This is a genomic window from Vibrio nitrifigilis, assembly GCF_015686695.1.
Taxonomy (GTDB): Bacteria; Pseudomonadota; Gammaproteobacteria; order Enterobacterales; family Vibrionaceae; genus Vibrio; species Vibrio nitrifigilis.
This window is the reverse complement of the sequence record NZ_JADPMR010000003.1, coordinates 109,609-131,262: the sequence shown is the minus strand read 5'-3', so window position 1 is coordinate 131,262 and position 21,654 is coordinate 109,609. Positions and strand designations below refer to the sequence as shown.

Below are 21,654 nucleotides of genomic sequence, written 5' to 3'. Positions count from 1 at the left end.
GGCTTAAGAGTGGGATTGCTCAAGAGTATTATGATGAATTTGTACTTGGTTGCCTAGTTCAGCAAAGTATTCCCCGAGCTGTTGGGCAATATACACTGAACGATGCTTTCCTCCAGTACAACCAATGGCAACGGTTAAGTAGCTACGATTACTTTTTTCTAGCATAGGTAACCAATATTCAATAAATTTTTGAATCTGAAGTTTGAGTTCAATAACTTCAGGATGACCTTCAAGAAATGATTTAATCGGAGCTTCTAGTCCGGTGAGAGGACGTAAATCAGGTTCCCAATGCGGGTTAGGTAGAAAGCGAACATCAAAAACATAGTCAGCATCGGTTGGTAAACCATATTTAAAACCAAACGATTGGAAAACCATCACCAGCTTTTTACGCTCATGGCCTTCGACATAAGTTCGTACTAATTCGCTGAGTTCATGGATCGATTTTTTTGAGCTATCGATAACATGATCTGACTGTTCTTTCAGTGGGCCAAGAATTTTACGTTCTGTTTCAATGGCTAATGCCAGAGAAGGTTTCTCTTTGGAGAGAGATAGAGGATGGATACGACGAGTTTCGCTATAGCGTTTTAATAAGGTATCAGCCGACGCATCGAGGAATAAAACGCTGACTTCATTGTTGCGTTTGAGATCCTCTAAGACTGGCTCAATCGTCCCTGGGTCTTTGGGTAAGTTACGAATATCGATGCTAACAGCGACATTTTGGCTGCCGCCTTGCACGGATTTTATGAAAGCATCGAGGAGGTTGAGTGGTAAGTTATCAACACAGTAATAACCGAGATCTTCCAGCACACGTAGGGCGACACTTTTGCCTGCTCCTGATTGTCCACTGACCACTATTAACCGCATAACGCTACCTGTCCTGCTTAGTGTTGCTGATTGATCATAATGTCATAGAGCTCTTGATCACTGTGTGCATTTCTTAGCTGTTTAAGCGTTTGTTTGTCGTTTAAACGCTCAGCCATGCAAGACAGAGTTTTCAAGTGTTCTTTGCATTGGGCTTCTGGGACCAATAGCGCAAATAAAAGATCAACCGGTCGATTGTCTATCGCATCAAACTCAATGGGCTCTTCACACTGAACGAGAACCGCGACGGCATCTTCACTTTCAGTCATTCGAGCATGAGGAATCGCAATACCGTTACCGATACCTGTACTACCCATTTTTTCACGACTTAGCATGCACTCGAACAGGTCGGTTGCATTAAGGCCGGTATGCTGGGCGGCAATTTCACTGATAATTTCCAGTGCTCTTTTTTTACTAGAACATTGGACTGCACTTTTCGTGCAGTCCAAGGTTAATACTTCGCTTAATTGCATGATTAATGGCTACTTAGCTTTTCTTTATGCTTGTTAAGTTGTCGTACGAGTTTATCCACCAGCTCGTCGATTGCGGCGTACATATTGTCACTTTCCGCGGTCGCATGAAGCTCAGCTTGACTCACATGGAGCGTAGCTTCTGCGATCTGACGAAGTTTTTCAACACGTAATATCACTTGAACGTTGTTTATTTGGTCAAAAAAGCGTTCAAGCTTCTGAAATTTCGAATTAACGTAGTCCTGCATTGAATCAGTAAGATCAACGTGGTGGCCATTAATATTGATTTGCATAGACTTTCCTTCTCGGTTAGGCCTTAAAGTAGGCGTTTGCGCTGACTTGAAGGGGCTATTCCCAAAGATTCTCGGTACTTAGCTATCGTACGTCGTGCGACTTGTATCCCTTGGTCAGCAAGTAATGCCGCAATTTTGCTGTCACTGAGGGGTTTCGCTGGGTTTTCTGCCGAAACCAATTTCTTAATCAGTGCGCGAATTGCGGTTGATGAACACTCTCCACCGTTATCGGTGCTAACGTGACTTGAGAAAAAGTATTTCAATTCAAATATACCGCGAGGGGTATGCATAAATTTCTGAGTGGTCACCCGAGAAATGGTTGATTCATGCATGTCCACCGCGAGAGCAACGTCATTCAGCACCATCGGCTTCATGGCTTCCTCACCATATTCGAAAAAATCTCGTTGATGTTCAACGATGCATTTAGCAACTTTGAGTAAAGTCTCATTACGACTTTCCAAGCTTTTGATTAACCATTTCGCCTCCTGAAGATTTGAGCGAATATAGTTGCTTTCCGCATTATTCCCTCGAACTAGATCGGCGTATTGCTGATTGACTTTGAGCTTGGGCACGCTATCTGGATTGATGGCCACAATCCATTTACCGTGCTCTTTGTATACCGAAACGTCGGGAATGACGTATTCCGCATGCTCCTCAGCAATACGGCTGCCTGGTCTAGGGTCCAACTGTTGTATTAGTTGGAGTGCTTCACGCAACTCATCTTCTTTGAGTTTAGTCTCTTTTAATATGAGTTTGTAATCGCGGTTACCGAGCTGGTCAATATACTGAGAAAGGAGTAGTTTGGCCTCATCTAACCATGGTGTGTCTTTAGGATAGGTAGCCAGTTGTAATAGAAGGCAATCTTGTAAATTGAGAGATGCGACACCAAGGGGATCAAATTGTTGAATTCTTTTACGAACTGCTTCAATTTCATCAATCTCAATTTCTTCGTTATCGAAATTTTCAAGAATGTCCTCTAACGACAACGTTAAGTAACCGTAATCATCGATAGCATCAATTAATGCGACTGCGATGGTGCGGTCTGTTTCTGTAAATGGGGTAAGCTCTAACTGCCACAATAAGTAATCTTGTAGCGATTGCGTAGTTTCCCCTTGATAGATAGGTGTATCGTCATCCATTGCCAAACCAGTGCTACCGGTATTGGCGCTATAGACATCATCCCATGTTGTATCAATTTCTAAATCGGTGCTGATTTCTGATTTTTCAAACACATCGGAGCTATCTTGAGGCTCTGGTTCTGAAACAACATCTGCACTAGGCTCTTTCTCCTCGCGTTCGCTTACAGAGTTTTTATCGTTATCTGCAGCATTAGCAATGTCGTCGTTGCCTTCCTCTACATCCAACAGAGGATTGGAATCCAATGCTTCTTGGATCTCTTGTTGTAAATCGAGCGTAGACAACTGCAGCAAACGAATAGCTTGCTGTAACTGCGGCGTCATTGCCAGTTGTTGACCTAGTTTGAGCTGTAGCGACGGTTTCATTCAGTATCCAACTACCTTATCTTTTTATCTTGGTCTGTATCTGTCCATCCATCATAGACGGAATTGTTCCCCAAGATAAACCTGTTTAACCTGCTCGTGGTTTAACACCTCTTCAGGTGTACCTTCAGCGATTAGATGTCCTTGGCTTACAATATATGCTTTTTCACACACATCCAATGTTTCACGCACATTATGGTCCGTGATCAAAACACCAAGGCCTCGGTCGCGCAGGTGTTCAATAATCTTTTTAATATCGATAACTGAGATTGGGTCAACCCCAGCAAACGGTTCATCCAGCAAAATAAATTGTGGGTTAGCGGCCAAAGCTCGGGCGATTTCAACACGGCGTCGTTCACCACCAGATAAGGCCATACCTGCACTTTTACGAATATGCTGGATATGAAATTCTTCTAGTAAGTCTTCCAGTTTATCCTGACGTTGCTCTCGAGTCATTTCATCACGAGTTTGTAGCACTGCCATAATATTATCTTCTACTGATAATTTACGGAAGATCGATGCTTCTTGTGGTAAATAACCGATTCCCATACGAGAGCGACTGTGCATAGGTAACACACTTATGTCCTTGTCGTCTATGGAGATTTTACCTTCATCACGCGCAACAAGGCCGACAATCATGTAAAAAGATGTCGTTTTACCAGCACCATTAGGACCAAGAAGTCCTACAATTTGGCCGGCTTGTACCTCTAGACTCACGTCTGAGACAACTTTGCGTTTTTTGTAGCTTTTCGCTAAATGTTCCGCTTTAAGTACTGGCATAGTTTAGTTACTTATCTTTTTCTTCATCTTGCTGTTGTATCGCCTGTGGTTGTAGCACAGTTGATACTCGTCCATCACCATTACTATCTGCAATCAGTTTTTGTAATGAGATTTTGTAACGAATTTTTTTACCACGGATTTCGCTGTCATCTTGAGCCAACATGGCTTTATTAATCATGATCAGTTCATCATCCGCCATTTTGTAATAAAGCTGCTCAGCTTCACCGTAAAGGGTTTTCCCTTCATCGGTCAATTGCGAAAAGGTGGCTAACTTGCCATATCCTTCAATATCTTGAATTTTCCCAGACTGTTCGTTACGAATCACGATCAGTTTATCCGCATTGATGTTAATACTACCTTGCTTAAGTTTAACGTCACCAATAAAAGTCACGCGGTTACTTTTCATATCTAACTGCTGACTGTCTGAGTCAATATAAACGGGCTGCTTGCTATCCGTCGATAGCGCAAATGTCTGGCTACTAATGAGTAAGCAGGCCAACAGACTAAGGTGTGAAATTCTCATATCTACCTTGAACATGTTTATATAGGAGAGCCGAATTATCAGCAAAATTGCCTTTCATCGCCTGACCATTATTTTCAAATTGAGGCCCTGTTAGCTTAACTGGGTTATCGGCCCAGAAGTCTCGGGTATCAAGCTTAATACTGAGCTCTTTTGTCGTCATTTTGTCAAAACCAGAATCTTTAAATAGGTTTTTGGCTACGACATCATCATAAAGCGTCAGTACTTGTTTTTTGGATAGTACTGCTCGTTTCGCAGTGACTTGCCACTCTTGGTCGGTGCCGTTTTGATACACCTTCAAAATTGGGCTTTGGAAAATCGTGTCACCGCTTTTTGCGTAATATTCTAAGTGAGTCGATTGAATCACATAGCTACGCACGCCCTGTTCGTTATACGAGATATTGTTCAGTTGGTTACCAGTAAACATCGGTAGCTCCGAATTAGGAGCTACCTGAATGTCCGGTTTGCTTTCTGAACTCATCATATAATAGATGGACCAAGAAGCGATAAATATCAGAATCACATAAATGATTCGGGATATACTCATATACTTAGACCTTTGTGCACGTCAAGCTCATCCCGTGCTTGTAAGATCAAATCACATACCTCTCGCACTGCGCCATGACCACCTTTGGTCTTAGTGACGTAGTTAGCACGTTTCGCTAGCAGTGGGTGGCCATCTGCTACACAAACTTGCAACGCAACTTTTTCCATGACTGGCCAGTCAATCAGATCATCACCGATATAACCAGTATGTTGTGGGGCAATGGATAGTTTCTCACAAATATCTTGATAAGCTTTTACTTTGTCATCTTGTCCTTGATAGACAAGAGAAACACCAAGAGCGTTCATTCGGTTGGTGACGATCTGTGATTCACGGCCGGTAATGATAGCAATCTCAATGCCTGCATTCATAAGGCTTTTGACGCCATAACCATCGCGAGTGTGGAAGGTTTTTAGCTCTTCGCCTTGGTTACCCATGTAAACTAAGCCATCAGAGAATACGCCATCAACGTCACAGATTAATAGCTTAATGGATTTTGCTATTTCAATTAGCTCGGCATCGACGTTGCCGTACAATGTTTCAACCTGTTGGGCCATTACATTACTCCCGCTTTTAATAAATCATGCATGTTTAATGCGCCCACTAATTTGTGGTTTTCAACCAACATCAGACCATTAATGCGTTTCTCTTGCATTAAATTCACCCCTTCAACCGCCAGGATGTTTGGTGTAGCAGTGGTTGGGTACTGTGTCATAACCGTATCGATTGTCGCGCTGTGAATATCGACACGTTTGTCTAAAATGCGACGTAAGTCGCCGTCAGTAAAGATACCGATTAACTGGTCGTTGTCATCCACAATTGCGGTCATTCCCAGACCTTTTTGACTAATTTCTAGCAATGCTTCACGAATCAGTGCGCTAGGTTTGACTTTAGGTAACTCGTCACCAGTGTGCATGATATCACTTAACTTCAACAGCAACTTACGACCTAATGCACCACCTGGATGGGATAGAGCAAAATCTTCGGAAGTAAATCCTCGAGCCTGCAGTAATGCTATGGCGAGGGCATCGCCCATGACCAATGTAGCAGTGGTGCTTGACGTTGGGGCTAGTCCTAGAGGACAAGCTTCTTGAGGAACACTGATTTGCAAGTGAATATTGGCTAGTTTGGCCATATTCGAGTCAGGATTACCCGTCATGCTAATGATTTTGACATTCAAACGTTTAAGAACGGGAAATAGCGATACGATTTCCGATGATTCGCCGGAATTAGAAATGGCTAGTACGATATCTTGCGCGGTCACCATACCCAAATCGCCGTGCGCTGCTTCTCCAGGATGAACGAAGAAAGCGGATGTCCCTGTACTTGCAAGCGTTGCCGCTATTTTTCGCCCAATATGACCTGATTTGCCCATACCCATCACAATGACTTTGCCATTAGTGTTGTTTAAGAGCAGTTTACAAGCCCGAGAAAAATCCTCGTTAAAATATTGGTCAAGTTGCTGTAAGCCTTCAATTTCAGTGGCTAATACATTCTTGGCTGCTTGTTGGTAATCAAAGCCAGAAGACATGGTTTCCCCCACTTAATGCCTATGCTTTTTGCATTAGGCACTCATGTTTAAAAATAGATAACTCTGGTACGCAATAAAGACAATAAACAATATTGCACCTTCAATTCGATTGATACTGCGCGATCTACCTAATGCCATGATGACTAATAAAATGGATACCCCGAGTAGTACCCAGAAATCGCGGCCCATTGCATGTTCACTGACAATCGAGGGATTCAGTATGCCCGGTAACCCCATGACGGCTAGGATATTAAATACGTTAGAACCGATGATATTACCAACGGCCATATCGTCTTCACCTTTGAGAACACCAGCTAAAGAGGCGGCAAGCTCGGGTAGGCTAGTGCCGATAGCGATGATAGTGAGGCCGATGACAAGATCGCTCATCCCAAAGTATTTAGCAATAATAACTGCGTTATCAACCAGCAGGTTAGCTGCTATAGGAAGGAGTATTAAGCCAAATAAGACCCACATGAGCGCTTTTGCGTTAGGCACATCATCAGGGATCTCTGATTCGTGTTCATCGAATAGGGAATCACCACGTTTTTTCTCGTTGCGGCTAATCTGTAACATGCCAAGAATAAAGGTGATAAAGAGTACGAATAATAAAATACCTTCGCCAAAGCCAAGATGATTATCACGTAGTAAGATGCCGGCGAGGATCGTCACACCCATCATAAGTGGCAATTCACGGCGGATAACGCTAGAACTAATGGATAGTGGTTTGATAATGGCGGTAATGCCAAGTATCAGCGCAATATTTGCGATATTTGAACCCAGAACGTTTCCGACGGCTGTGTCGGTTTTGTCGCTAAGGGCGGCGGTCGCAGACACCATCATTTCTGGTGCTGATGAACCCATCGCCAATATGGTCATACCGATAACTAACGGAGATATGCCAAAATTTCGGGCGACAGCTGCTGCCCCAAAGACTAGTTTGTCTGCACTCCATACAAGGAGAACGAGACCGACAATGAGCAATCCAACCGCTTCAAACATGAATAATCCTGATAGTGTTGATAATCGTGGAACATAAAATGGGTAATTTTGACGTGTTGGTCAATAAAAGTGAAGACGATTATCTCATTAATTATTCCATTTTAAGAGAGAATTCTCCATCGTGGATCAATTTATGCTTGCCGCCCATAATCTTAGCATGAGATCATGGTGCATATAAGCGTATTTGTTACAACACTTTATACAATAAAATTTGAACCTTTTTGACAAAAATGCATTCTATCTTTGTTGTAATTGCACAGTGCTTTATATTTTACATTAATCTGCTTATGATTGCTCATTCTAATGGATGAGTAAGCCAAAGGGCGAAAAAATAACATGTCTGATAATGACTTAGTCACCATCAAAAATCTGACTTTTTCCCGTGCCGGGCGTAAGATTTTCGACAATATCAGTTTACGAGTACCTAAAGGGAAAGTAACGGCCATTATGGGGCCATCGGGAATCGGGAAAACCACTTTGTTAAGGCTGATTGGCGGTCAGTTAATGCCTGAACAAGGAGAGATTTGGTTTGATGGCGAAAACATACCAGCGCTGACTCGTAGCCAGTTATATCAAGCTCGTAAGAAAATGAGCATGCTATTTCAATCGGGAGCGCTATTTACTGATCTCAACGTCTTTGACAACGTAGCCTTTCCTCTACGTGAGCACACTAATTTAGATGAATCTTTGTTACGTACACTTGTCTTACTAAAATTAGAAGCGGTGGGTCTTCGTGGCGCGGCTAATTTAATGCCAAGTGAGCTTTCTGGTGGGATGGCGCGGCGTGCGGCATTAGCTCGCTCTATTGCTCTTGACCCAGAATTAATTCTTTATGATGAACCTTTTGTTGGGCAAGACCCTATTACTATGGGCGTTCTGGTGCAACTGATTCATGATCTAAACGAAGCTCTAGGATTAACATCGGTTGTGGTTTCGCATGATGTACCTGAAGTGATGAGCATTGCTGACTGGGTATATATACTTGCTGATGGCAAAGTGATTGCAGAAGGCACGCCGAAGAAGTTGTCTTTAGAGCGCGATCCACGAGTGCAGCAATTCTTACAAGGTAATGCAGATGGCCCTGTGCCATTTCGTTTCCCTGCCCAACCGATCGAGAAGGACTTATTTAATGTTAGCGAATCTTGAACAGTGGGTGAGTGGTATCGGGCGACGTTCTCTCGCTGTTTGCCAATCGGCTGGCCGCGCGACACTGATGATGTATGGTGCATTAAGTGGTCGGCCACAACTAAAACATTTTCCTTTACTCATTAAACAACTCTATAGCGTTGGTGTTCAATCTCTCGCCATTATTGTTGTTTCCGGTTTATTTATCGGGATGGTACTTAGCCTACAAGGTTACGTCATCTTGGTGGACTATGGTGCTGAAACCAGTTTAGGGCAGATGGTTGCTCTATCGTTACTCAGAGAGTTAGGACCAGTGGTAACCGCTTTGCTATTTGCAGGTCGAGCCGGTTCTGCATTAACGGCTGAAATTGGTTTAATGAGAGCAACCGAGCAACTTTCTAGTTTAGAAATGATGGCGGTTGATCCACTAAAACGAGTGGTTGCCCCCCGTTTTTATGCTGGCCTTATCTCGTTACCTTTGTTGGCGATGATCTTTATGGCTGTCGGTATCTGGGGTGGTCAATTAGTCGGTGTGGATTGGAAAGGAATTGATGGCGGTAGCTTTTGGTCTACGATGCAGTCATCAGTTGAATTTGGAAAAGATATTGGTAACAGTGCCATCAAGTGCGTAATCTTTGCTATTACTTGTACTTGGATCGCATTGTTTAACGGTTATGACGCGGTTCCAACTTCGGAAGGAATTAGCCGAGCCACAACGAAAACTGTAGTGCATTCTTCTCTTGCTGTTCTTGGCCTGGATTTTGTACTTACTGCATTGATGTTTGGGAATTAATCATGCAACAAACGCGAAAACTAGAATTATGGGTTGGCGGTTTTGTCTTGGCAGGAATTTGCGCAATCCTAGTAATGATTTTTCAAGTCGCTGACGTGAAAGGACTTGGAAGTAATGATACTTACACCTTAACGGCGGAGTTTGACAATATCGGAACACTAAAAGTCCGTTCACCAGTTAAAGTGGGTGGCGTTGTTGTGGGACGAGTTGCTGCGATTTCGTTGGATAAAAAGTCGATGTTGCCTCTGGTGACAATGGATATTGACGAGCAGTACAATCAATTCCCTGATAATTCGAGCGCAAAAATTCTGACATCAGGATTGATTGGTGAACAATACATAGGTCTAGTTCCTGGTTTTGTTTACGAAGATGAAGGCACTATGCTGAAAGATGGCGATCGCATAGAAGACACCAAATCAGCTTTGGTTCTTGAAGATCTCATTGGCCAGTTCTTATATAGCGCTGGTGATAAAGACAATAAAGACGGGGATAAATAATGTTGAAACGATACTTCGTTCTCATGTTGAGTTTGGTTCTTTCTTGGGCGGTACATTCGCAAGAGGTCGACCAAACGCATCCTTATACCATGATGAAGCAAGTCGCTACTCAAGCGTTTGCACGTTTGAAAAATGAGCAGACTAAAATTCACCAAGATCCTCAGTATCTAAAACAGATTGTTGAAGAAGAACTGATGCCTTATGTGAATGCTAAATATGCGGCGTTAAAGTTATTGGGCCCTAATTTACGCGGAGCTAAACATGATGATGTTGAAGCCTTTATTACTGCATTTCGTGCTTATCTCGTAACAAATTATGCTCAAGTACTGACACAATATACGGATCAAACGATTCAATTTGGCCCTGAGTCTGAAGTGCCAGATGATCGTCGTATTACCAGTGTTAAATTAAATATTGTTGATACACCTCGTCCTGATATCCATTTACAGTTTCAACTTCGCAAAGAAAAGTCGGGAGAATGGAAAGCGTATGACATGATCGCTGAAGGCGTAAGTTTGCTTTCAAGTAAGCGCTCTGAGTGGAGTAGTAAAATCCGCCGTGAAGGCATTGCGTCCGTTGCGAAAGATCTACAACACTTGGCAGATCAACCGATTCATTTTGAGAGTAAGTCCAAATGAGTCACCCTCAATGGCAAATAGCAAACGCTCAGCAAGTATTGCTGAGCGGTGATTTAGATCGCGATACTGTGCCAGAGTTATGGCGTGAATTAAGCGGTTGGACACCTAGTTCTAAGCAACTAGATGTATCACTAGAATCCGTTTCACGTATCGATTCTGCAGGTATGGTAATGCTAATTCACTTAATAGAGCATGCAAAACAGAAAAACTGTCATATAATGTTGAGTTCTGTGCCAGAACAACTGAGCACTTTGTTCCAACTGAGTAACATCGAACCAATGATGGCTCAACACATCGAGAATTCAGCAGGGGTGAATTGTGGATAGCTCACAAGTAAAACAGATATTAGAACAAGCACTCAATCTTCAAGAGATTCACGTGAAGGGAGAAGGCAGTCACTACGAAGTGGTTGCTGTAGATATGTGTTTTGATGGTATGAGCCGTGTGAAAAAACAGCAACTGATTTATGCTCCATTAATGGAGTACATTCAACGTAATGATATTCACGCAGTATCCATCAAAGCGTTTACCCCAGACGAGTGGGCTCGCGATAAGAAATTGATGTCGCTGTAAGGTTTGTTAATGGAAAAGTTTCGAGTTATTGGTTCTACCGCTCCACTGCAAGGTGAAGTGACCATTTCTGGTGCAAAAAATGCTGCACTACCGATTTTGTTTGCGTCTATCTTGGCTGAAGAGCCAGTAGAGGTTGCTAACGTACCTCATTTACGCGACATCGACACCACTATGGAGTTGCTTAAGCGCCTTGGTGCGAAAGTGACACGTAATGGTTCTGTGCATGTTGATGCAAGCGGCATTGATCAGTTATGTGCGCCTTATGATTTAGTCAAAACGATGCGTGCGTCTATTTGGGCCTTAGGTCCTCTTGTAGCGCGTTTCGGTGAAGGTCAGGTGTCTTTACCTGGTGGCTGTGCTATCGGAGCCCGACCTGTCGATTTACACATCCATGGTTTAGAGCAGCTAGGTGCCACGATCACACTCGAAGATGGCTATGTCAAAGCTGAAGTAGATGGTCGTCTAAAAGGCGCTCATATTGTGATGGATAAAGTCTCAGTCGGCGCTACGATCACCATTATGTGTGCGGCAACTCTGGCTGAAGGCAAAACGGTATTAGACAATGCGGCTCGTGAGCCTGAAATCGTTGATACAGCAGAATTTTTAAACCAGCTTGGAGCTAAAGTTTCAGGAGCTGGGACTGATACAATCACCATTGAAGGGGTTGAACGTCTTGGTGGTGGTAAACACGAAGTAGTGCCTGATCGTATTGAAACTGGTACATTCCTCGTGGCGGCTGCTGTGTCAAAAGGTAAAATTGTATGCCGTAATACCGATGCACACCTTCTTGAAGCTGTGCTGTCTAAGCTAGAGGAAGCGGGCGCTAACATCGAAACGGGTGACCGTTGGATTAGCTTAGACATGACCGAACGAGAGCTAAAGGCTGTGACTGTCCGTACTGCGCCGCATCCTGGCTTTCCAACTGATATGCAAGCACAATTTACGCTACTTAATATGATTGCAAAAGGTAGTGGCGTTATTACCGAAACCATTTTTGAAAATCGTTTTATGCATGTTCCTGAACTGATGCGTATGGGCGCTAAAGCAGAAATTGAAGGTAATACTGTTATTTGTGGTGATGTTGAGCGTTTAAGCGGAGCTCAAGTCATGGCGACAGATTTGCGTGCGTCAGCGAGTTTAGTGATTGCTGGGTGTATTGCTAAGGGTGAAACTATCGTCGATCGTATTTATCATATCGATCGAGGATACGAAAAAATCGAGGATAAACTGTCGGCATTGGGCGCAAATATTGAGCGTATCAGTGAAGCAAGTTAGAATCTCACTATTCTACGGGCCGAAACCGAGTGTTTCGGCTTTTTTATTTTAGCTCCTTTGGAGATTTCGATGATCGCACTCATTCGTGTAATAGTCGTAGCGTTATTTGCTATCGTCATGTTTATCTTTGGCTGTGCCTATTGCTTGCTTAGCCCTCGTAATCCAAAACATGTATTCACCTTCGGCCGGCTATTCTCTGCAATGGCTCCCGTTTTTGGTATTAAAATTATTTTCCGCGCGCCAGACGATATTTATCAACGTGGTCAACATATCTATATTGCTAACCACCAAAGTAACTGGGATATGTTTACTGTATCTAGAGCAGTAACGCCTAATGTCGTTACTGTTGGTAAAAAAAGCCTTGCTTACCTGCCATTATTTGGCCAATTGTATTGGTTGTCTGGCAACATATTGATTGACCGTGCAAATAAAGCCAAGGCAAAAGGCACCATTGATCAAGTTGTTAAAAGTATTAAAAATAGCAAAGTATCGGTGTGGATGTTCCCTGAAGGTACTCGCTCACGTGGTCGAGGCTTATTACCATTTAAAACCGGCGCTTTTCATGCGGCAATTGGAGCAGGTGTACCGATCGCGCCAATTGTGTGCAGTTCAACGAATAAGTTGAAATTGAATCGTTGGAACAATGGCCATGTCATCATTGAAATGTTGCCGCCGATTAGCACTGAAAATTGTGGCAAAGAAGATGTGCGTAAATTAGCAAATCAATGTCATGATCTGATGAAGCAAAAATTGGCTGAGTTAGATGCAGAAGTGGAAGAGCTCAATCGCAAATAATATTGTTGCTATGTTTCTAGAAAGTATTGTTATAAGAAAGGGTTGCATAAGCAACCCTTTCTTTTATTTGGTATACGTAACTATACCCAAGTAACCTCAAGATGTTGTTTCAGCGAGAATGTATTCGCTCTTAGGCAAGGCACTGATTTGAAGACATAGTGATTCTACGTTGAAAATCAGTAACACCGCCTAGGAGCGAATAAAACTCGCCCTCTGGGAGCTCATCAACAAACCTATTTCTGCGCCCAATCACGTTGAAAGGGAATGACCATTCCTGCCGTGATTGAGCTTGACCTAGGCTCGTTGATGAAGCTCTGAATCCTGCATCTTGAGGTCATTTGGGTATATTGATTATTTACGTACTGCAATCGCTTCAATTTCGATACCCACATCTTTTGGTAGGCGAGCAACCTCAACACAAGAGCGAGCAGGGTAGTTCGCTACATCGTGCTCATCGAAAAACTTACCGTAGACTTCGTTAACTGTACCAAAGTCACCCAAATCTTTAACGAATACAGTCATTTTAACGATATCACTAACAGTCAGACCAGAAGCTTCTACTACTGCTTTAACGTTATCAAGAGATTGACGAGCTTGCGTTGCAATATCAGCTGCGACTTCACCCGTTGCTGGGTTAACTGGAATTTGTCCAGAAGTCATTACCATATTACCTAAATCAACGCCTTGAACGTATGGGCCAATTGCTGCTGGTGCAGAATCCGTATGTAGTACTTTAGTCATTGTTACTGTTCCATTAGTTACTGAAAAATCTATGTTCAGTTTGCCCTGTCTTCCGGTGAAGGTAAAGAGGGAAGAACATATTTAGCGTTAACGATCTGCGACTATGTCGCGGTCGAAAACTTTCTCACAGTATTTACATTTAAGGCGAATATCGTGGCCTTTTTCTTGTACTGAAAAGCTGCTTTCTACCGGTTCATTATGAGAAATACAGTTACTGTTTGGACAAGCAAATACATCATTAATATGTTCTGGTAGTTCGAGAGGAAGTTTTTTCACTACTTCGTAATTTTCGATGCGGTTTACGGTTGCGTGAGGTGCGTATAGCGCCAGTTTGCTCGCTTGCTCTTCCGTGATAAACACATTTTCAATTTTAAGGAGGTCTTTACTCCCTAATGCAGAAGACGGTAGATTTAAACCAATCGTTACCTTCTGATTAGAGTTATGCATATCAAATAGCTTCAGCACTTTGATCCCAACTTTTGCTGGAATATGGTCGATAACGGTACCATTTTTAATGGCTTCTACTTGTAGTTGGTTTTGTTTAATCATGATTCCAGTGCTCCTTAAAGTGACTCATTAAGAACAAGTGCAAGTAATGCTTCGCGTGCAAATACACCATTACCTGCTTGTTGGAAGAAGTAAGCATGTGGTGTTTTATCTACGTCTGTCGTGATTTCATCAACACGTGGTAGTGGGTGAAGTACTTTCATGTTCTCGCGAGCATTTTCTAGGTGCGCTGCTGTCAGTACATAAGCAGATTTGATATGAGCATATTCTGATTCATCAAAGCGTTCTTTTTGCACGCGAGTCATGTACAAAATATCTAAGTCAGGAATCACGCTCTCCATATCGGTATGTAGGCTGTATTGAATACCGGCTTCATCCAATTCTTCACAAATGTAATCAGGCATCGCGAGTGCCTCTGGTGCGATGAAATAAAAGCGGATATTGTTGAATTTAGATAGGGCTTGAGTCAGTGAGTGCACTGTACGGCCATATTTTAGATCGCCGACAAAGGCCACATTCAAATCATCTAAGCGACCTTGAGTCTCATAGATGGTAAATAAGTCTAATAGCGTTTGAGATGGGTGTTGGTTTGAACCGTCACCGGCATTAATTACAGGAACGCCATGTGAAAATTCTGATGCAAGACGTGCCGCACCTTCTTGAGGATGGCGCATGACAAAGGCATCAACATAGTTAGAAATCACTTGTACGGAATCAGAAAGTGTTTCCCCTTTCTTTGCTAGCGATGTATTACCACCGTTATCAAATCCTATGACATTTCCGCCGATACGTTGAATCGCAGTCTCAAAAGATAAGCGCGTACGAGTGGATGGTTCAAAGAAGCAGCTTGCCACTACCTTATTTTTAATCAATTCAGGATTTGGCTGAGCTTTCAATTTTCCAGCGGTATTTACGATCAATTCCAGCTCTGCACGCGACAGCTCAGAAATGGAGATGATGTGTTTTTTATACAGCGAGTTCGCCATGATCTTTATCCCTATCTTTTCCAACAGCCATAAAAAAGCCCCCCGATCTGGGAGGCTTAATAATTAATGATCATCAAGAGGAAAAATAACGCCACGTAAGCAATGATGCTTACGGAAATTTACGGGTGCATTGAGCACTGTAACGGTGAATTTCATTGGCTACCCCTTAGACAAATTGCTCGGCATTATACCCCTAAGTTTGATGAGTGCAAGCGATTACATCACATCATTTTTGGGGAAAATTGTGCAACTTGTTGTGGCGTAAATCAGAGACCTAGTGTTGCAACCATCACGGCTTTAATCGTGTGCATACGGTTCTCTGCTTCATCAAACACGATAGAATAATCAGATTCGAAAACATCATCTGTTACTTCTAACCCATTCATTCCATATTTTTCAGCGACTTGTTTGCCAATTGTCGTTTGATCATCATGGAATGCAGGTAAGCAGTGCATAAATTTCACATTAGGGTTACCTGTGGCTTTAATCACATCCATATTAATCTGATACGGTTTCATGACAGCAACACGTTCGTCCCATGCTTCTGGAGCTTCTCCCATCGAAACCCAAACATCGGTATAAAGAAAATCACAACCGAGCACACCGTCTTTTACATCTTCAGTTAAGGTGATTTTTGCCCCAGTCTTTTGTGCGATTTCTAGGCACTCTTGCACCAAATGCTCTTCAGGCCAGTACGCTTTTGGTGCAACTAAGCGGATGTCCATCCCCATTTGGGCTGCGCCAACCATCAGTGAGTTACCCATGTTATTGCGCGCATCGCCAAGGTAAGCAAACTTAATTTGATGTAAGTGTTTACCTCGGCTGTGTTCTTGCATCGTCAAGAAATCAGCCAAAATTTGCGTTGGGTGAAACTCATCAGTTAAGCCGTTCCAAACGGGAACGCCAGCATGAGCGCCAAGCTCTTCGACAATGTCCTGTCCATAACCGCGGTATTGAATGCCATCATACATACGACCAAGAACACGAGCCGTGTCTTTCATTGATTCTTTATGGCCAATTTGCGAGCCAGATGGGCCAAGGTAAGAGACTTGTGCACCTTGGTCGTGTGCAGCAACTTCAAAAGCGCATCGTGTTCGGGTAGAGGACTTTTCAAAGATAAGGGCAATATTTTTACCCAAGAGATTTTTTTGCTCTGTGCCAGTGTATTTTGCTTGTTTTAATTGGGCAGAGAGATCGAGCAAGAATTGAATTTCTTTTGCAGAGAAATCCAATAACTTAAGGAAATTGCGATTACGTAAATTGAAAGCCATATCCCAGTCCTTAGATGCAAGGTAAATCGTTACGAGAAAAGAATATGGCTAGTAAAACATATAAATGCTGCAAAAGTGAATATTTATTTTAAATAAAGGCGAGATATTTCGAGTGTATCTCGCCTTTGATGCTTATAAATTCTCTTCAGCAAACTCAGCTAGGCGACTGCGTACAACTCCATTGAGGTGGATGTTGGCACTACCTTCGAAGTTTTTGAAGCGTTCAACCATGTAAGTTAGCCCTGACGTAACAGGGGTTAGATAGTGGGAGTCTATTTGGGCAAGGTTACCCGAACAGACAATTTTGGTGCCTTCACCACAACGCGTGATGATGGTTTTGATTTGTGAAGCAGTTAAATTCTGGCATTCATCGAGAAGTACAAACGCATCTTGAATTGAACGACCTCGCATAAAGTTGACGGATTTAAATTGAATATTGGCTTTATCGCAAATGTATTTGAGTGATCCCTCTGTACAGTGATCGTGCTTGTGGAGCGCCTCTAATGTATCGGTCACAGATGCTAACCACGGCAGCATTTTCTCTTCCTCTGTGCCTGGTAAGAAACCGATAGATTCACCGATGTCTGGGGTATTACGTGTGACAATGATTTTATCGAAACGGTTTTTTTCAACCGTCTGTTCGAGTGCTGCTGCCATAGCAAGCAGAGTTTTACCGCTGCCAGCCGCTCCCGTTAAGATGACTAAATCGATGTCAGGGTCAAGCAGTGCATCTAACGCCATCGCTTGATAGATGTTTTTCGGGGTGATGTCCCAAGCTTTGCGATGCATCATTCGTTCACGACTCATGTCGCGTAAGGTGAGTTTATCATCGTGAATTCTTTCTACCCTCGCTGCAAAGTCACTGTCTTCATCAATCACATATTGATTGATGTATGTAGGGTCAAAAGGTTCACGGTCTAAAGTATGGAAGGTATGGCCATCGAGTGTATGGCTATTAACGTCATTCACGCTATCCCAAAAAGCTCCTGGGCGTGTCTGAAATCCCTTGGTTAGGTATTGAACGTCATCAATCAGTTGGTCAGTGCGGTAGTCCTCAACAAACAGGACTCCTGCACCTTTGGCCCGTAAGCGCATGTTTATGTCTTTGGTGACCAAAACAACGGGGCGAGGGGCGCGTTTATTTTGCAAATATAAAACAGCATTTAAAATACGATTATCGCCTTCTTTATCGGTAAAGGCTTTAAAGGTATCAACCAGTTCATAATCGGCAAGAATCGATATCGATCCGGTGGTGTTACTCTGTTTGTTTAAGGGAATGCCCTCGGTAATTTCATCCGGTGTGGCATCGTGGAATAAATTTTCTAAAGAACGAATCGCAACTCGGGCGTCCCTTGCAACGTCACGTTTACTGTCTTTGATTCGGTCTAGTTCTTCGAGGACGGTCATGGGTATGACCACATCATGTTCTTGGAAGGAGTAAATAGCTTGAGGTTCATGGAGCAGGATATTGGTATCCAGTACAAACAGTTTCCGATCGGTATCGCCCATAAGCGTCTCCTTGCTACTAATGTAGCCTTGCTATGCAAAGGTTGTTTGCATGACAGTCGCTAAGTGCTCTTGCGCATAGGGTAGGCTCTCGATCACTTGACGACTTACTGCAAACCCAATTTGATACTTCACTGTTTAGATAAGCAGACACTGTGCCAACTTTCCTGTTGAATGGTCGCCATCTAAAAATCAGTATAGCAACAATGTTAGAAATGCCATCAAAGTTTTACAGTTTTATGTCAAGCATCAAAAGTTGAAAAAACTTAAGGATTATGATGGTTTGCTCGTGACCTGTATCACGCCTTCGAGTAAGATTAGCGGCCTTTTCTACACAGCTCTTCGGGACACGTCATAATTAGCATTCTTTAGATGTGGTTCGAACAGCAGAATAATATAATCGTATACCCAAGTGACTTTTTAGGTGAGATTCAATCTCTCATTCAATCGGTTTAACGAGAACCAACGGCCTTCGAAATAGAACGGTTATAGGTTACTTAGGTATATCCAATCCAAAATTAATGAGGTAGTCGATTCATGACTTTTGCTTTAGGGCAACGCTGGATAAGCGATACGGAAAGCGATTTAGGTTTAGGGACAGTGGTAGCGATGGATGCTCGAACGGTAACATTGATGTTTGCTGCATCAGAAGAAAACCGAGTTTATGCGCGTAACGATTCCCCAGTAACACGTGTTGCCTTTAATGTAGGTGATGTCGTAGACAGTCAAGAAGGCTGGTCTCTTGAAGTAAAAGAAGTCAATGAAGATCAAGGTGTAATCACTTACGTCGGTGTTCGCCAAGATACGCAAGAAGAGAATGTTGCGTTACGTGAAATCTTTTTGAGTCATCAAATTCGTTTTAATAAACCGCAAGATAAGTTGTTCGCCGGTCAGATCGATCGTATGGATAACTTCGTTCTGCGTTATCACGCGCTAAATAATCAGTATCAGCAACAAAAAAGCCCAATGCGTGGTTTGTGCGGCATGCGTGCTGGTTTGATTCCTCATCAGCTTTATATTGCTCATGAAGTAGGACGTCGCCATGCGCCGCGCGTTTTATTAGCCGATGAAGTGGGATTAGGTAAAACGATTGAAGCGGGGATGATCATCCACCAACAAGTATTAGCGGGTCGTGCTGAACGAATTTTGATCGTAGTGCCTGAAACTCTGCAGCATCAGTGGCTCGTAGAAATGATGCGCCGTTTTAATCTTCATTTCTCTATTTTTGATGAAGAGCGTTGTGTTGAAGCGTTCGCTGAAGCGGATAATCCATTTGATACCCAACAATATGTGCTGTGTTCTTTAGATTTTCTTCGTAAAAGTCGCCGTCGTCTTGAGCAAGCATTAGATGCTGATTGGGACCTATTGGTGGTGGATGAGGCTCATCACTTAGAGTGGAGCCAAGATAAGCCAAGTCGAGAATACCAAGTGGTTGAAGCGCTGGCTGAGAAAACGCCCGGAGTACTACTTTTAACCGCAACGCCTGAACAGTTAGGGCGTGAGAGTCACTTTGCACGTTTACGTATTCTAGATCCAGACCGTTTTTATGACTACGACGCCTTTGTTGAAGAGGAAGAAAAATACGCACCAGTGGCTAATGCGGTAACCGCGCTGTTATCTGGTAATACACTATCGATAGAAGAAAAAGATCAAATAAGTGGCCTTTTACGAGATAAAGATCTAGCTCCTATTTTTAGCGTGTTAGAAAGTCATGCCAGCGAAGAAGAAAAAGCAACTGCTCGTCAGGATCTGATTGATAACCTCATGGATCGTCACGGGACTGGACGTGTTTTATTCCGTAATACACGCTCAGGAGTGAAAGGGTTCCCACAGCGTAATCTACATTTGTTACCGATGGATATTCCTACGCAATACTCTACTGCCATGCGTGTGGCGGGTATGTTGGGTGGTAAAATGGCACCGGAAGCTCGGGCTATAAAAATGCTTTATCCAGAGGAGATCTTCCAAGAATTTGAAGGGGAAGATTCTAGCTGGTGGCAGTTCGATTCACGAGTGAACTGGTTACTTGAGAAGATTAAAGAAAAACGCAGTGATAAGATTCTTGTCATCGCCTCTCGAGCAAGCACTGCGCTGCAATTAGAGCAAGCTCTACGTGAACGTGAAGGTATCCGAGCCACTGTCTTCCATGAAGGCATGTCTATTCTAGAGCGTGATAAAGCCGCCGCTTATTTTGCTCAGGAAGAGGGCGGTGCTCAAGTTCTAATTTGTAGTGAAATCGGTTCAGAAGGTCGCAACTTCCAGTTCGCTAACCAATTGGTCATGTTCGATTTACCGTTTAACCCTGATCTTTTAGAGCAACGTATTGGCCGTTTAGACCGTATTGGTCAAACGCAAGACATTGATATTTATGTCCCTTACTTAAAAGGCACTGCGCAAGAAATTTTAGCGCGCTGGTTTGATGAGGGGCTGAATGCCTTTTCTGAAACCTGTCCTACCGGACGTATGGTTTATGATAAGTTCAGCGAGCAATTAATTGAGTTATTGGCTGCGGTAAGTACAGATGGGCTTGATGAAATCATTGAGCAATCCGCTGAAATGAATCAAGGCTTGAAAGCTGCGATGGAGCAAGGTCGTGATCGTCTATTAGAAATGCACTCTAATGGCGGTGAAAAAGCGCAACGTATCGCTCAGCAAATTGCTCAAACCGATGGTGATACTAACCTAGTCACGTTTGCGATTAGCCTGTTTGATACCGTAGGAATTAACCAAGATGATCGTGGCGATAACGCGATTGTGCTGCATCCAACAGAGCACATGATGGTATCGAGTTATCCTGGGTTACCAACCGAGGGAGCAACGGTGACATTTGATCGTGAAACTGCGCTTGCTCGTGAAGATGTGCAGCTAATTAGCTGGGAACACCCAATGATCTTAGGTGGTATTGATCTGCTTATGAGTGAAGGGGTGGGTACATCTGCAGTATCGCTCTTGAAAAACAAAGCATTACCTGTTGGTACTATCTTGCTCGAGTTAATGTATGTGGTTGATGCTCAAGCACCAAAACGCAGTGGTATCGGTCGATTCTTACCACCAACACCAATTCGTGTGCTATTGGATGGCAAAGGTAATAACTTGTCATCTCAAGTGGAGTTTGAAGGTTTCAATCGACAATTGAGCCCAGTGAATCGTCATTTAGCAAGTAAACTAGTGTCTTCTGTTCAAACACAAGTTCACGATTTGATTGAGTGTGGTACGCCAGTAGTTGAAGCTCAAATTGGTGCAATTCGTGAACAAGCTCAACAAGAAATGGAATCACAACTTCGCGGTGAATTGGAGCGCATGGTCGCATTGAAAGCGGTTAATCCTAATATTCGTGATGAAGAAGTGTCTGCATTGCAAGAGCAAATTAATGAGTTAACAGGTTTTATTGCACGTGCTCAATACCAATTAGATTCACTCCGTTTGATTGTGGTTTCGCATAATTAATCT

24 protein-coding genes are annotated in these 21,654 nt (G+C 43.0%); 9 read left to right on the top strand and 15 right to left on the bottom strand.

Translation table 11 applies throughout. From position 1 onward, the window contains the following. Positions 1–3: 3 nt before the first annotated feature. From rapZ to I1A42_RS14440, 10 genes are read right to left on the bottom strand one after another with little or no spacing between them, the layout of a single operon-like run. Complete coding sequence (rapZ, locus tag I1A42_RS14485; protein WP_161153689.1) at positions 4–864, bottom strand: RNase adapter RapZ; 861 nt, start codon at positions 862–864, stop codon at positions 4–6. Positions 865–881: 17 nt separating this feature from the next. After that, complete coding sequence (ptsN, locus tag I1A42_RS14480; protein WP_196123899.1) at positions 882–1,334, bottom strand: PTS IIA-like nitrogen regulatory protein PtsN; 453 nt, start codon at positions 1,332–1,334, stop codon at positions 882–884. Between the two features lie 2 nt (positions 1,335–1,336). Beyond that, entirely contained in the window at positions 1,337–1,624 is a 288-nt protein-coding gene (gene hpf, locus I1A42_RS14475; RefSeq protein WP_161153691.1) for a ribosome hibernation promoting factor, read from the bottom strand. Between the two features lie 23 nt (positions 1,625–1,647). Further along, positions 1,648–3,126 (bottom strand): RNA polymerase factor sigma-54, encoded by a 1,479-nt coding sequence (locus tag I1A42_RS14470; protein ID WP_196123898.1) that lies wholly within the window; start codon positions 3,124–3,126, stop codon positions 1,648–1,650. A 51-nt stretch (positions 3,127–3,177) separates the two neighbouring features. Then, positions 3,178–3,903: an LPS export ABC transporter ATP-binding protein gene (gene lptB, locus I1A42_RS14465; protein WP_196123897.1), complete on the bottom strand. Its 726-nt coding sequence runs from the start codon at positions 3,901–3,903 to the stop codon at positions 3,178–3,180. Between the two features lie 7 nt (positions 3,904–3,910). After that, positions 3,911–4,426 carry a lipopolysaccharide transport periplasmic protein LptA gene (lptA, locus tag I1A42_RS14460; protein ID WP_161153694.1) on the bottom strand — a complete coding sequence of 172 codons (516 nt, stop codon included), beginning with the start codon at positions 4,424–4,426 and terminating at the stop codon, positions 3,911–3,913. Further along, on the bottom strand, positions 4,407–4,970 hold the full coding sequence (lptC, locus tag I1A42_RS14455; protein WP_161153695.1) for an LPS export ABC transporter periplasmic protein LptC: 564 nt from the start codon (positions 4,968–4,970) through the stop codon (positions 4,407–4,409). The genes lptA and lptC overlap by 20 nt, the downstream gene beginning before the upstream one ends. After that, positions 4,967–5,524 (bottom strand): 3-deoxy-manno-octulosonate-8-phosphatase KdsC, encoded by a 558-nt coding sequence (gene kdsC / locus I1A42_RS14450; protein ID WP_161153696.1) that lies wholly within the window; start codon positions 5,522–5,524, stop codon positions 4,967–4,969. The genes lptC and kdsC overlap by 4 nt, the downstream gene beginning before the upstream one ends. Beyond that, positions 5,524–6,498 (bottom strand): arabinose-5-phosphate isomerase KdsD, encoded by a 975-nt coding sequence (gene kdsD, locus I1A42_RS14445; protein WP_196123896.1) that lies wholly within the window; start codon positions 6,496–6,498, stop codon positions 5,524–5,526. Before kdsD ends, kdsC begins: the two co-directional genes overlap by 1 nt. Positions 6,499–6,531: 33 nt before the next feature. Further along, positions 6,532–7,497 (bottom strand): calcium/sodium antiporter, encoded by a 966-nt coding sequence (locus I1A42_RS14440; RefSeq protein WP_161153698.1) that lies wholly within the window; start codon positions 7,495–7,497, stop codon positions 6,532–6,534. 336 nt (positions 7,498–7,833) lie between these two features. On the opposite strand from I1A42_RS14440, the gene mlaF reads away from it, so the two are divergent. From mlaF to I1A42_RS14400, 8 genes are all read left to right on the top strand, one after another. After that, a complete protein-coding gene (gene mlaF / locus I1A42_RS14435) occupies positions 7,834–8,643 on the top strand; it encodes a phospholipid ABC transporter ATP-binding protein MlaF (RefSeq protein ID WP_161153699.1) in 810 nt (269 codons plus the stop codon). Next, positions 8,627–9,415, top strand: a complete 789-nt coding sequence (mlaE, locus tag I1A42_RS14430; protein WP_196123895.1) for a lipid asymmetry maintenance ABC transporter permease subunit MlaE — start codon at positions 8,627–8,629, stop codon at positions 9,413–9,415. Before mlaF ends, mlaE begins: the two co-directional genes overlap by 17 nt. A gap of 2 nt (positions 9,416–9,417) precedes the next feature. Further along, positions 9,418–9,912, top strand: coding sequence for an outer membrane lipid asymmetry maintenance protein MlaD (mlaD, locus tag I1A42_RS14425; protein WP_161153701.1), 495 nt, complete (start codon positions 9,418–9,420; stop codon positions 9,910–9,912). After that, entirely contained in the window at positions 9,912–10,550 is a 639-nt protein-coding gene (gene mlaC / locus I1A42_RS14420) for a phospholipid-binding protein MlaC (protein ID WP_161153702.1), read from the top strand. The genes mlaD and mlaC overlap by 1 nt, the downstream gene beginning before the upstream one ends. Further along, a complete protein-coding gene (locus I1A42_RS14415; RefSeq protein WP_196123894.1) occupies positions 10,547–10,876 on the top strand; it encodes an STAS domain-containing protein in 330 nt (109 codons plus the stop codon). Before mlaC ends, I1A42_RS14415 begins: the two co-directional genes overlap by 4 nt. After that, positions 10,869–11,123 (top strand): BolA family iron metabolism protein IbaG, encoded by a 255-nt coding sequence (gene ibaG / locus I1A42_RS14410; protein WP_161153704.1) that lies wholly within the window; start codon positions 10,869–10,871, stop codon positions 11,121–11,123. The genes I1A42_RS14415 and ibaG overlap by 8 nt, the downstream gene beginning before the upstream one ends. 9 nt (positions 11,124–11,132) lie before the next feature. Then, positions 11,133–12,398, top strand: coding sequence for a UDP-N-acetylglucosamine 1-carboxyvinyltransferase (gene murA / locus I1A42_RS14405; protein ID WP_196123893.1), 1,266 nt, complete (start codon positions 11,133–11,135; stop codon positions 12,396–12,398). A gap of 69 nt (positions 12,399–12,467) precedes the next feature. Then, positions 12,468–13,193, top strand: a complete 726-nt coding sequence (locus I1A42_RS14400) for a 1-acylglycerol-3-phosphate O-acyltransferase (RefSeq protein ID WP_161153706.1) — start codon at positions 12,468–12,470, stop codon at positions 13,191–13,193. 351 nt (positions 13,194–13,544) lie between these two features. On the opposite strand, the gene I1A42_RS14395 is transcribed toward I1A42_RS14400, so the two are convergent. The 5 genes from I1A42_RS14395 to I1A42_RS14375 all read right to left on the bottom strand — a co-directional run bounded on the left by I1A42_RS14395 (position 13,545) and on the right by I1A42_RS14375 (position 18,207). Further along, entirely contained in the window at positions 13,545–13,934 is a 390-nt protein-coding gene (locus I1A42_RS14395) for a RidA family protein (RefSeq protein WP_161153707.1), read from the bottom strand. A gap of 87 nt (positions 13,935–14,021) precedes the next feature. Next, on the bottom strand, positions 14,022–14,483 hold the full coding sequence (pyrI, locus tag I1A42_RS14390) for an aspartate carbamoyltransferase regulatory subunit (RefSeq protein WP_161153708.1): 462 nt from the start codon (positions 14,481–14,483) through the stop codon (positions 14,022–14,024). A 14-nt stretch (positions 14,484–14,497) separates the two neighbouring features. Continuing rightward, positions 14,498–15,427, bottom strand: coding sequence for an aspartate carbamoyltransferase (gene pyrB / locus I1A42_RS14385; RefSeq protein WP_161153709.1), 930 nt, complete (start codon positions 15,425–15,427; stop codon positions 14,498–14,500). Between the two features lie 266 nt (positions 15,428–15,693). Next, entirely contained in the window at positions 15,694–16,698 is a 1,005-nt protein-coding gene (gene argF / locus I1A42_RS14380; protein WP_196123892.1) for an ornithine carbamoyltransferase, read from the bottom strand. Positions 16,699–16,830: 132 nt separating this feature from the next. Beyond that, positions 16,831–18,207, bottom strand: a complete 1,377-nt coding sequence (locus I1A42_RS14375) for a PhoH family protein (RefSeq protein ID WP_196123891.1) — start codon at positions 18,205–18,207, stop codon at positions 16,831–16,833. Positions 18,208–18,741: 534 nt separating this feature from the next. On the opposite strand from I1A42_RS14375, the gene rapA reads away from it, so the two are divergent. Continuing rightward, positions 18,742–21,651: an RNA polymerase-associated protein RapA gene (rapA, locus tag I1A42_RS14370; protein WP_196123890.1), complete on the top strand. Its 2,910-nt coding sequence runs from the start codon at positions 18,742–18,744 to the stop codon at positions 21,649–21,651. Positions 21,652–21,654 lie beyond the last annotated feature (3 nt).

Bases quoted from the DNA above. Each gene is read 5' to 3' on its own strand.
- murA (WP_196123893.1), top strand. From the start codon at position 11,133: ATGGAAAAGTTTCGAGTTATTGGTTCTACCGCTCCACTGCAAGGTGAA.
- lptA (WP_161153694.1), bottom strand. From the start codon at position 4,426: ATGAGAATTTCACACCTTAGTCTGTTGGCCTGCTTACTCATTAGTAGC.
- mlaF (WP_161153699.1), top strand. From the start codon at position 7,834: ATGTCTGATAATGACTTAGTCACCATCAAAAATCTGACTTTTTCCCGT.
- pyrI (WP_161153708.1), bottom strand. From the start codon at position 14,483: ATGATTAAACAAAACCAACTACAAGTAGAAGCCATTAAAAATGGTACC.
- lptC (WP_161153695.1), bottom strand. From the start codon at position 4,970: ATGAGTATATCCCGAATCATTTATGTGATTCTGATATTTATCGCTTCT.
- lptB (WP_196123897.1), bottom strand. From the start codon at position 3,903: ATGCCAGTACTTAAAGCGGAACATTTAGCGAAAAGCTACAAAAAACGC.
- mlaD (WP_161153701.1), top strand. From the start codon at position 9,418: ATGCAACAAACGCGAAAACTAGAATTATGGGTTGGCGGTTTTGTCTTG.
- I1A42_RS14395 (WP_161153707.1), bottom strand. From the start codon at position 13,934: ATGACTAAAGTACTACATACGGATTCTGCACCAGCAGCAATTGGCCCA.
- hpf (WP_161153691.1), bottom strand. From the start codon at position 1,624: ATGCAAATCAATATTAATGGCCACCACGTTGATCTTACTGATTCAATG.
- I1A42_RS14415 (WP_196123894.1), top strand. From the start codon at position 10,547: ATGAGTCACCCTCAATGGCAAATAGCAAACGCTCAGCAAGTATTGCTG.
- kdsD (WP_196123896.1), bottom strand. From the start codon at position 6,498: ATGTCTTCTGGCTTTGATTACCAACAAGCAGCCAAGAATGTATTAGCC.
- ptsN (WP_196123899.1), bottom strand. From the start codon at position 1,334: ATGCAATTAAGCGAAGTATTAACCTTGGACTGCACGAAAAGTGCAGTC.
- rapA (WP_196123890.1), top strand. From the start codon at position 18,742: ATGACTTTTGCTTTAGGGCAACGCTGGATAAGCGATACGGAAAGCGAT.
- I1A42_RS14470 (WP_196123898.1), bottom strand. From the start codon at position 3,126: ATGAAACCGTCGCTACAGCTCAAACTAGGTCAACAACTGGCAATGACG.
- I1A42_RS14375 (WP_196123891.1), bottom strand. From the start codon at position 18,207: ATGGGCGATACCGATCGGAAACTGTTTGTACTGGATACCAATATCCTG.
- pyrB (WP_161153709.1), bottom strand. From the start codon at position 15,427: ATGGCGAACTCGCTGTATAAAAAACACATCATCTCCATTTCTGAGCTG.
- kdsC (WP_161153696.1), bottom strand. From the start codon at position 5,524: ATGGCCCAACAGGTTGAAACATTGTACGGCAACGTCGATGCCGAGCTA.
- I1A42_RS14440 (WP_161153698.1), bottom strand. From the start codon at position 7,497: ATGTTTGAAGCGGTTGGATTGCTCATTGTCGGTCTCGTTCTCCTTGTA.
- argF (WP_196123892.1), bottom strand. From the start codon at position 16,698: ATGGCTTTCAATTTACGTAATCGCAATTTCCTTAAGTTATTGGATTTC.
- I1A42_RS14400 (WP_161153706.1), top strand. From the start codon at position 12,468: ATGATCGCACTCATTCGTGTAATAGTCGTAGCGTTATTTGCTATCGTC.
- mlaC (WP_161153702.1), top strand. From the start codon at position 9,912: ATGTTGAAACGATACTTCGTTCTCATGTTGAGTTTGGTTCTTTCTTGG.
- rapZ (WP_161153689.1), bottom strand. From the start codon at position 864: ATGCGGTTAATAGTGGTCAGTGGACAATCAGGAGCAGGCAAAAGTGTC.
- mlaE (WP_196123895.1), top strand. From the start codon at position 8,627: ATGTTAGCGAATCTTGAACAGTGGGTGAGTGGTATCGGGCGACGTTCT.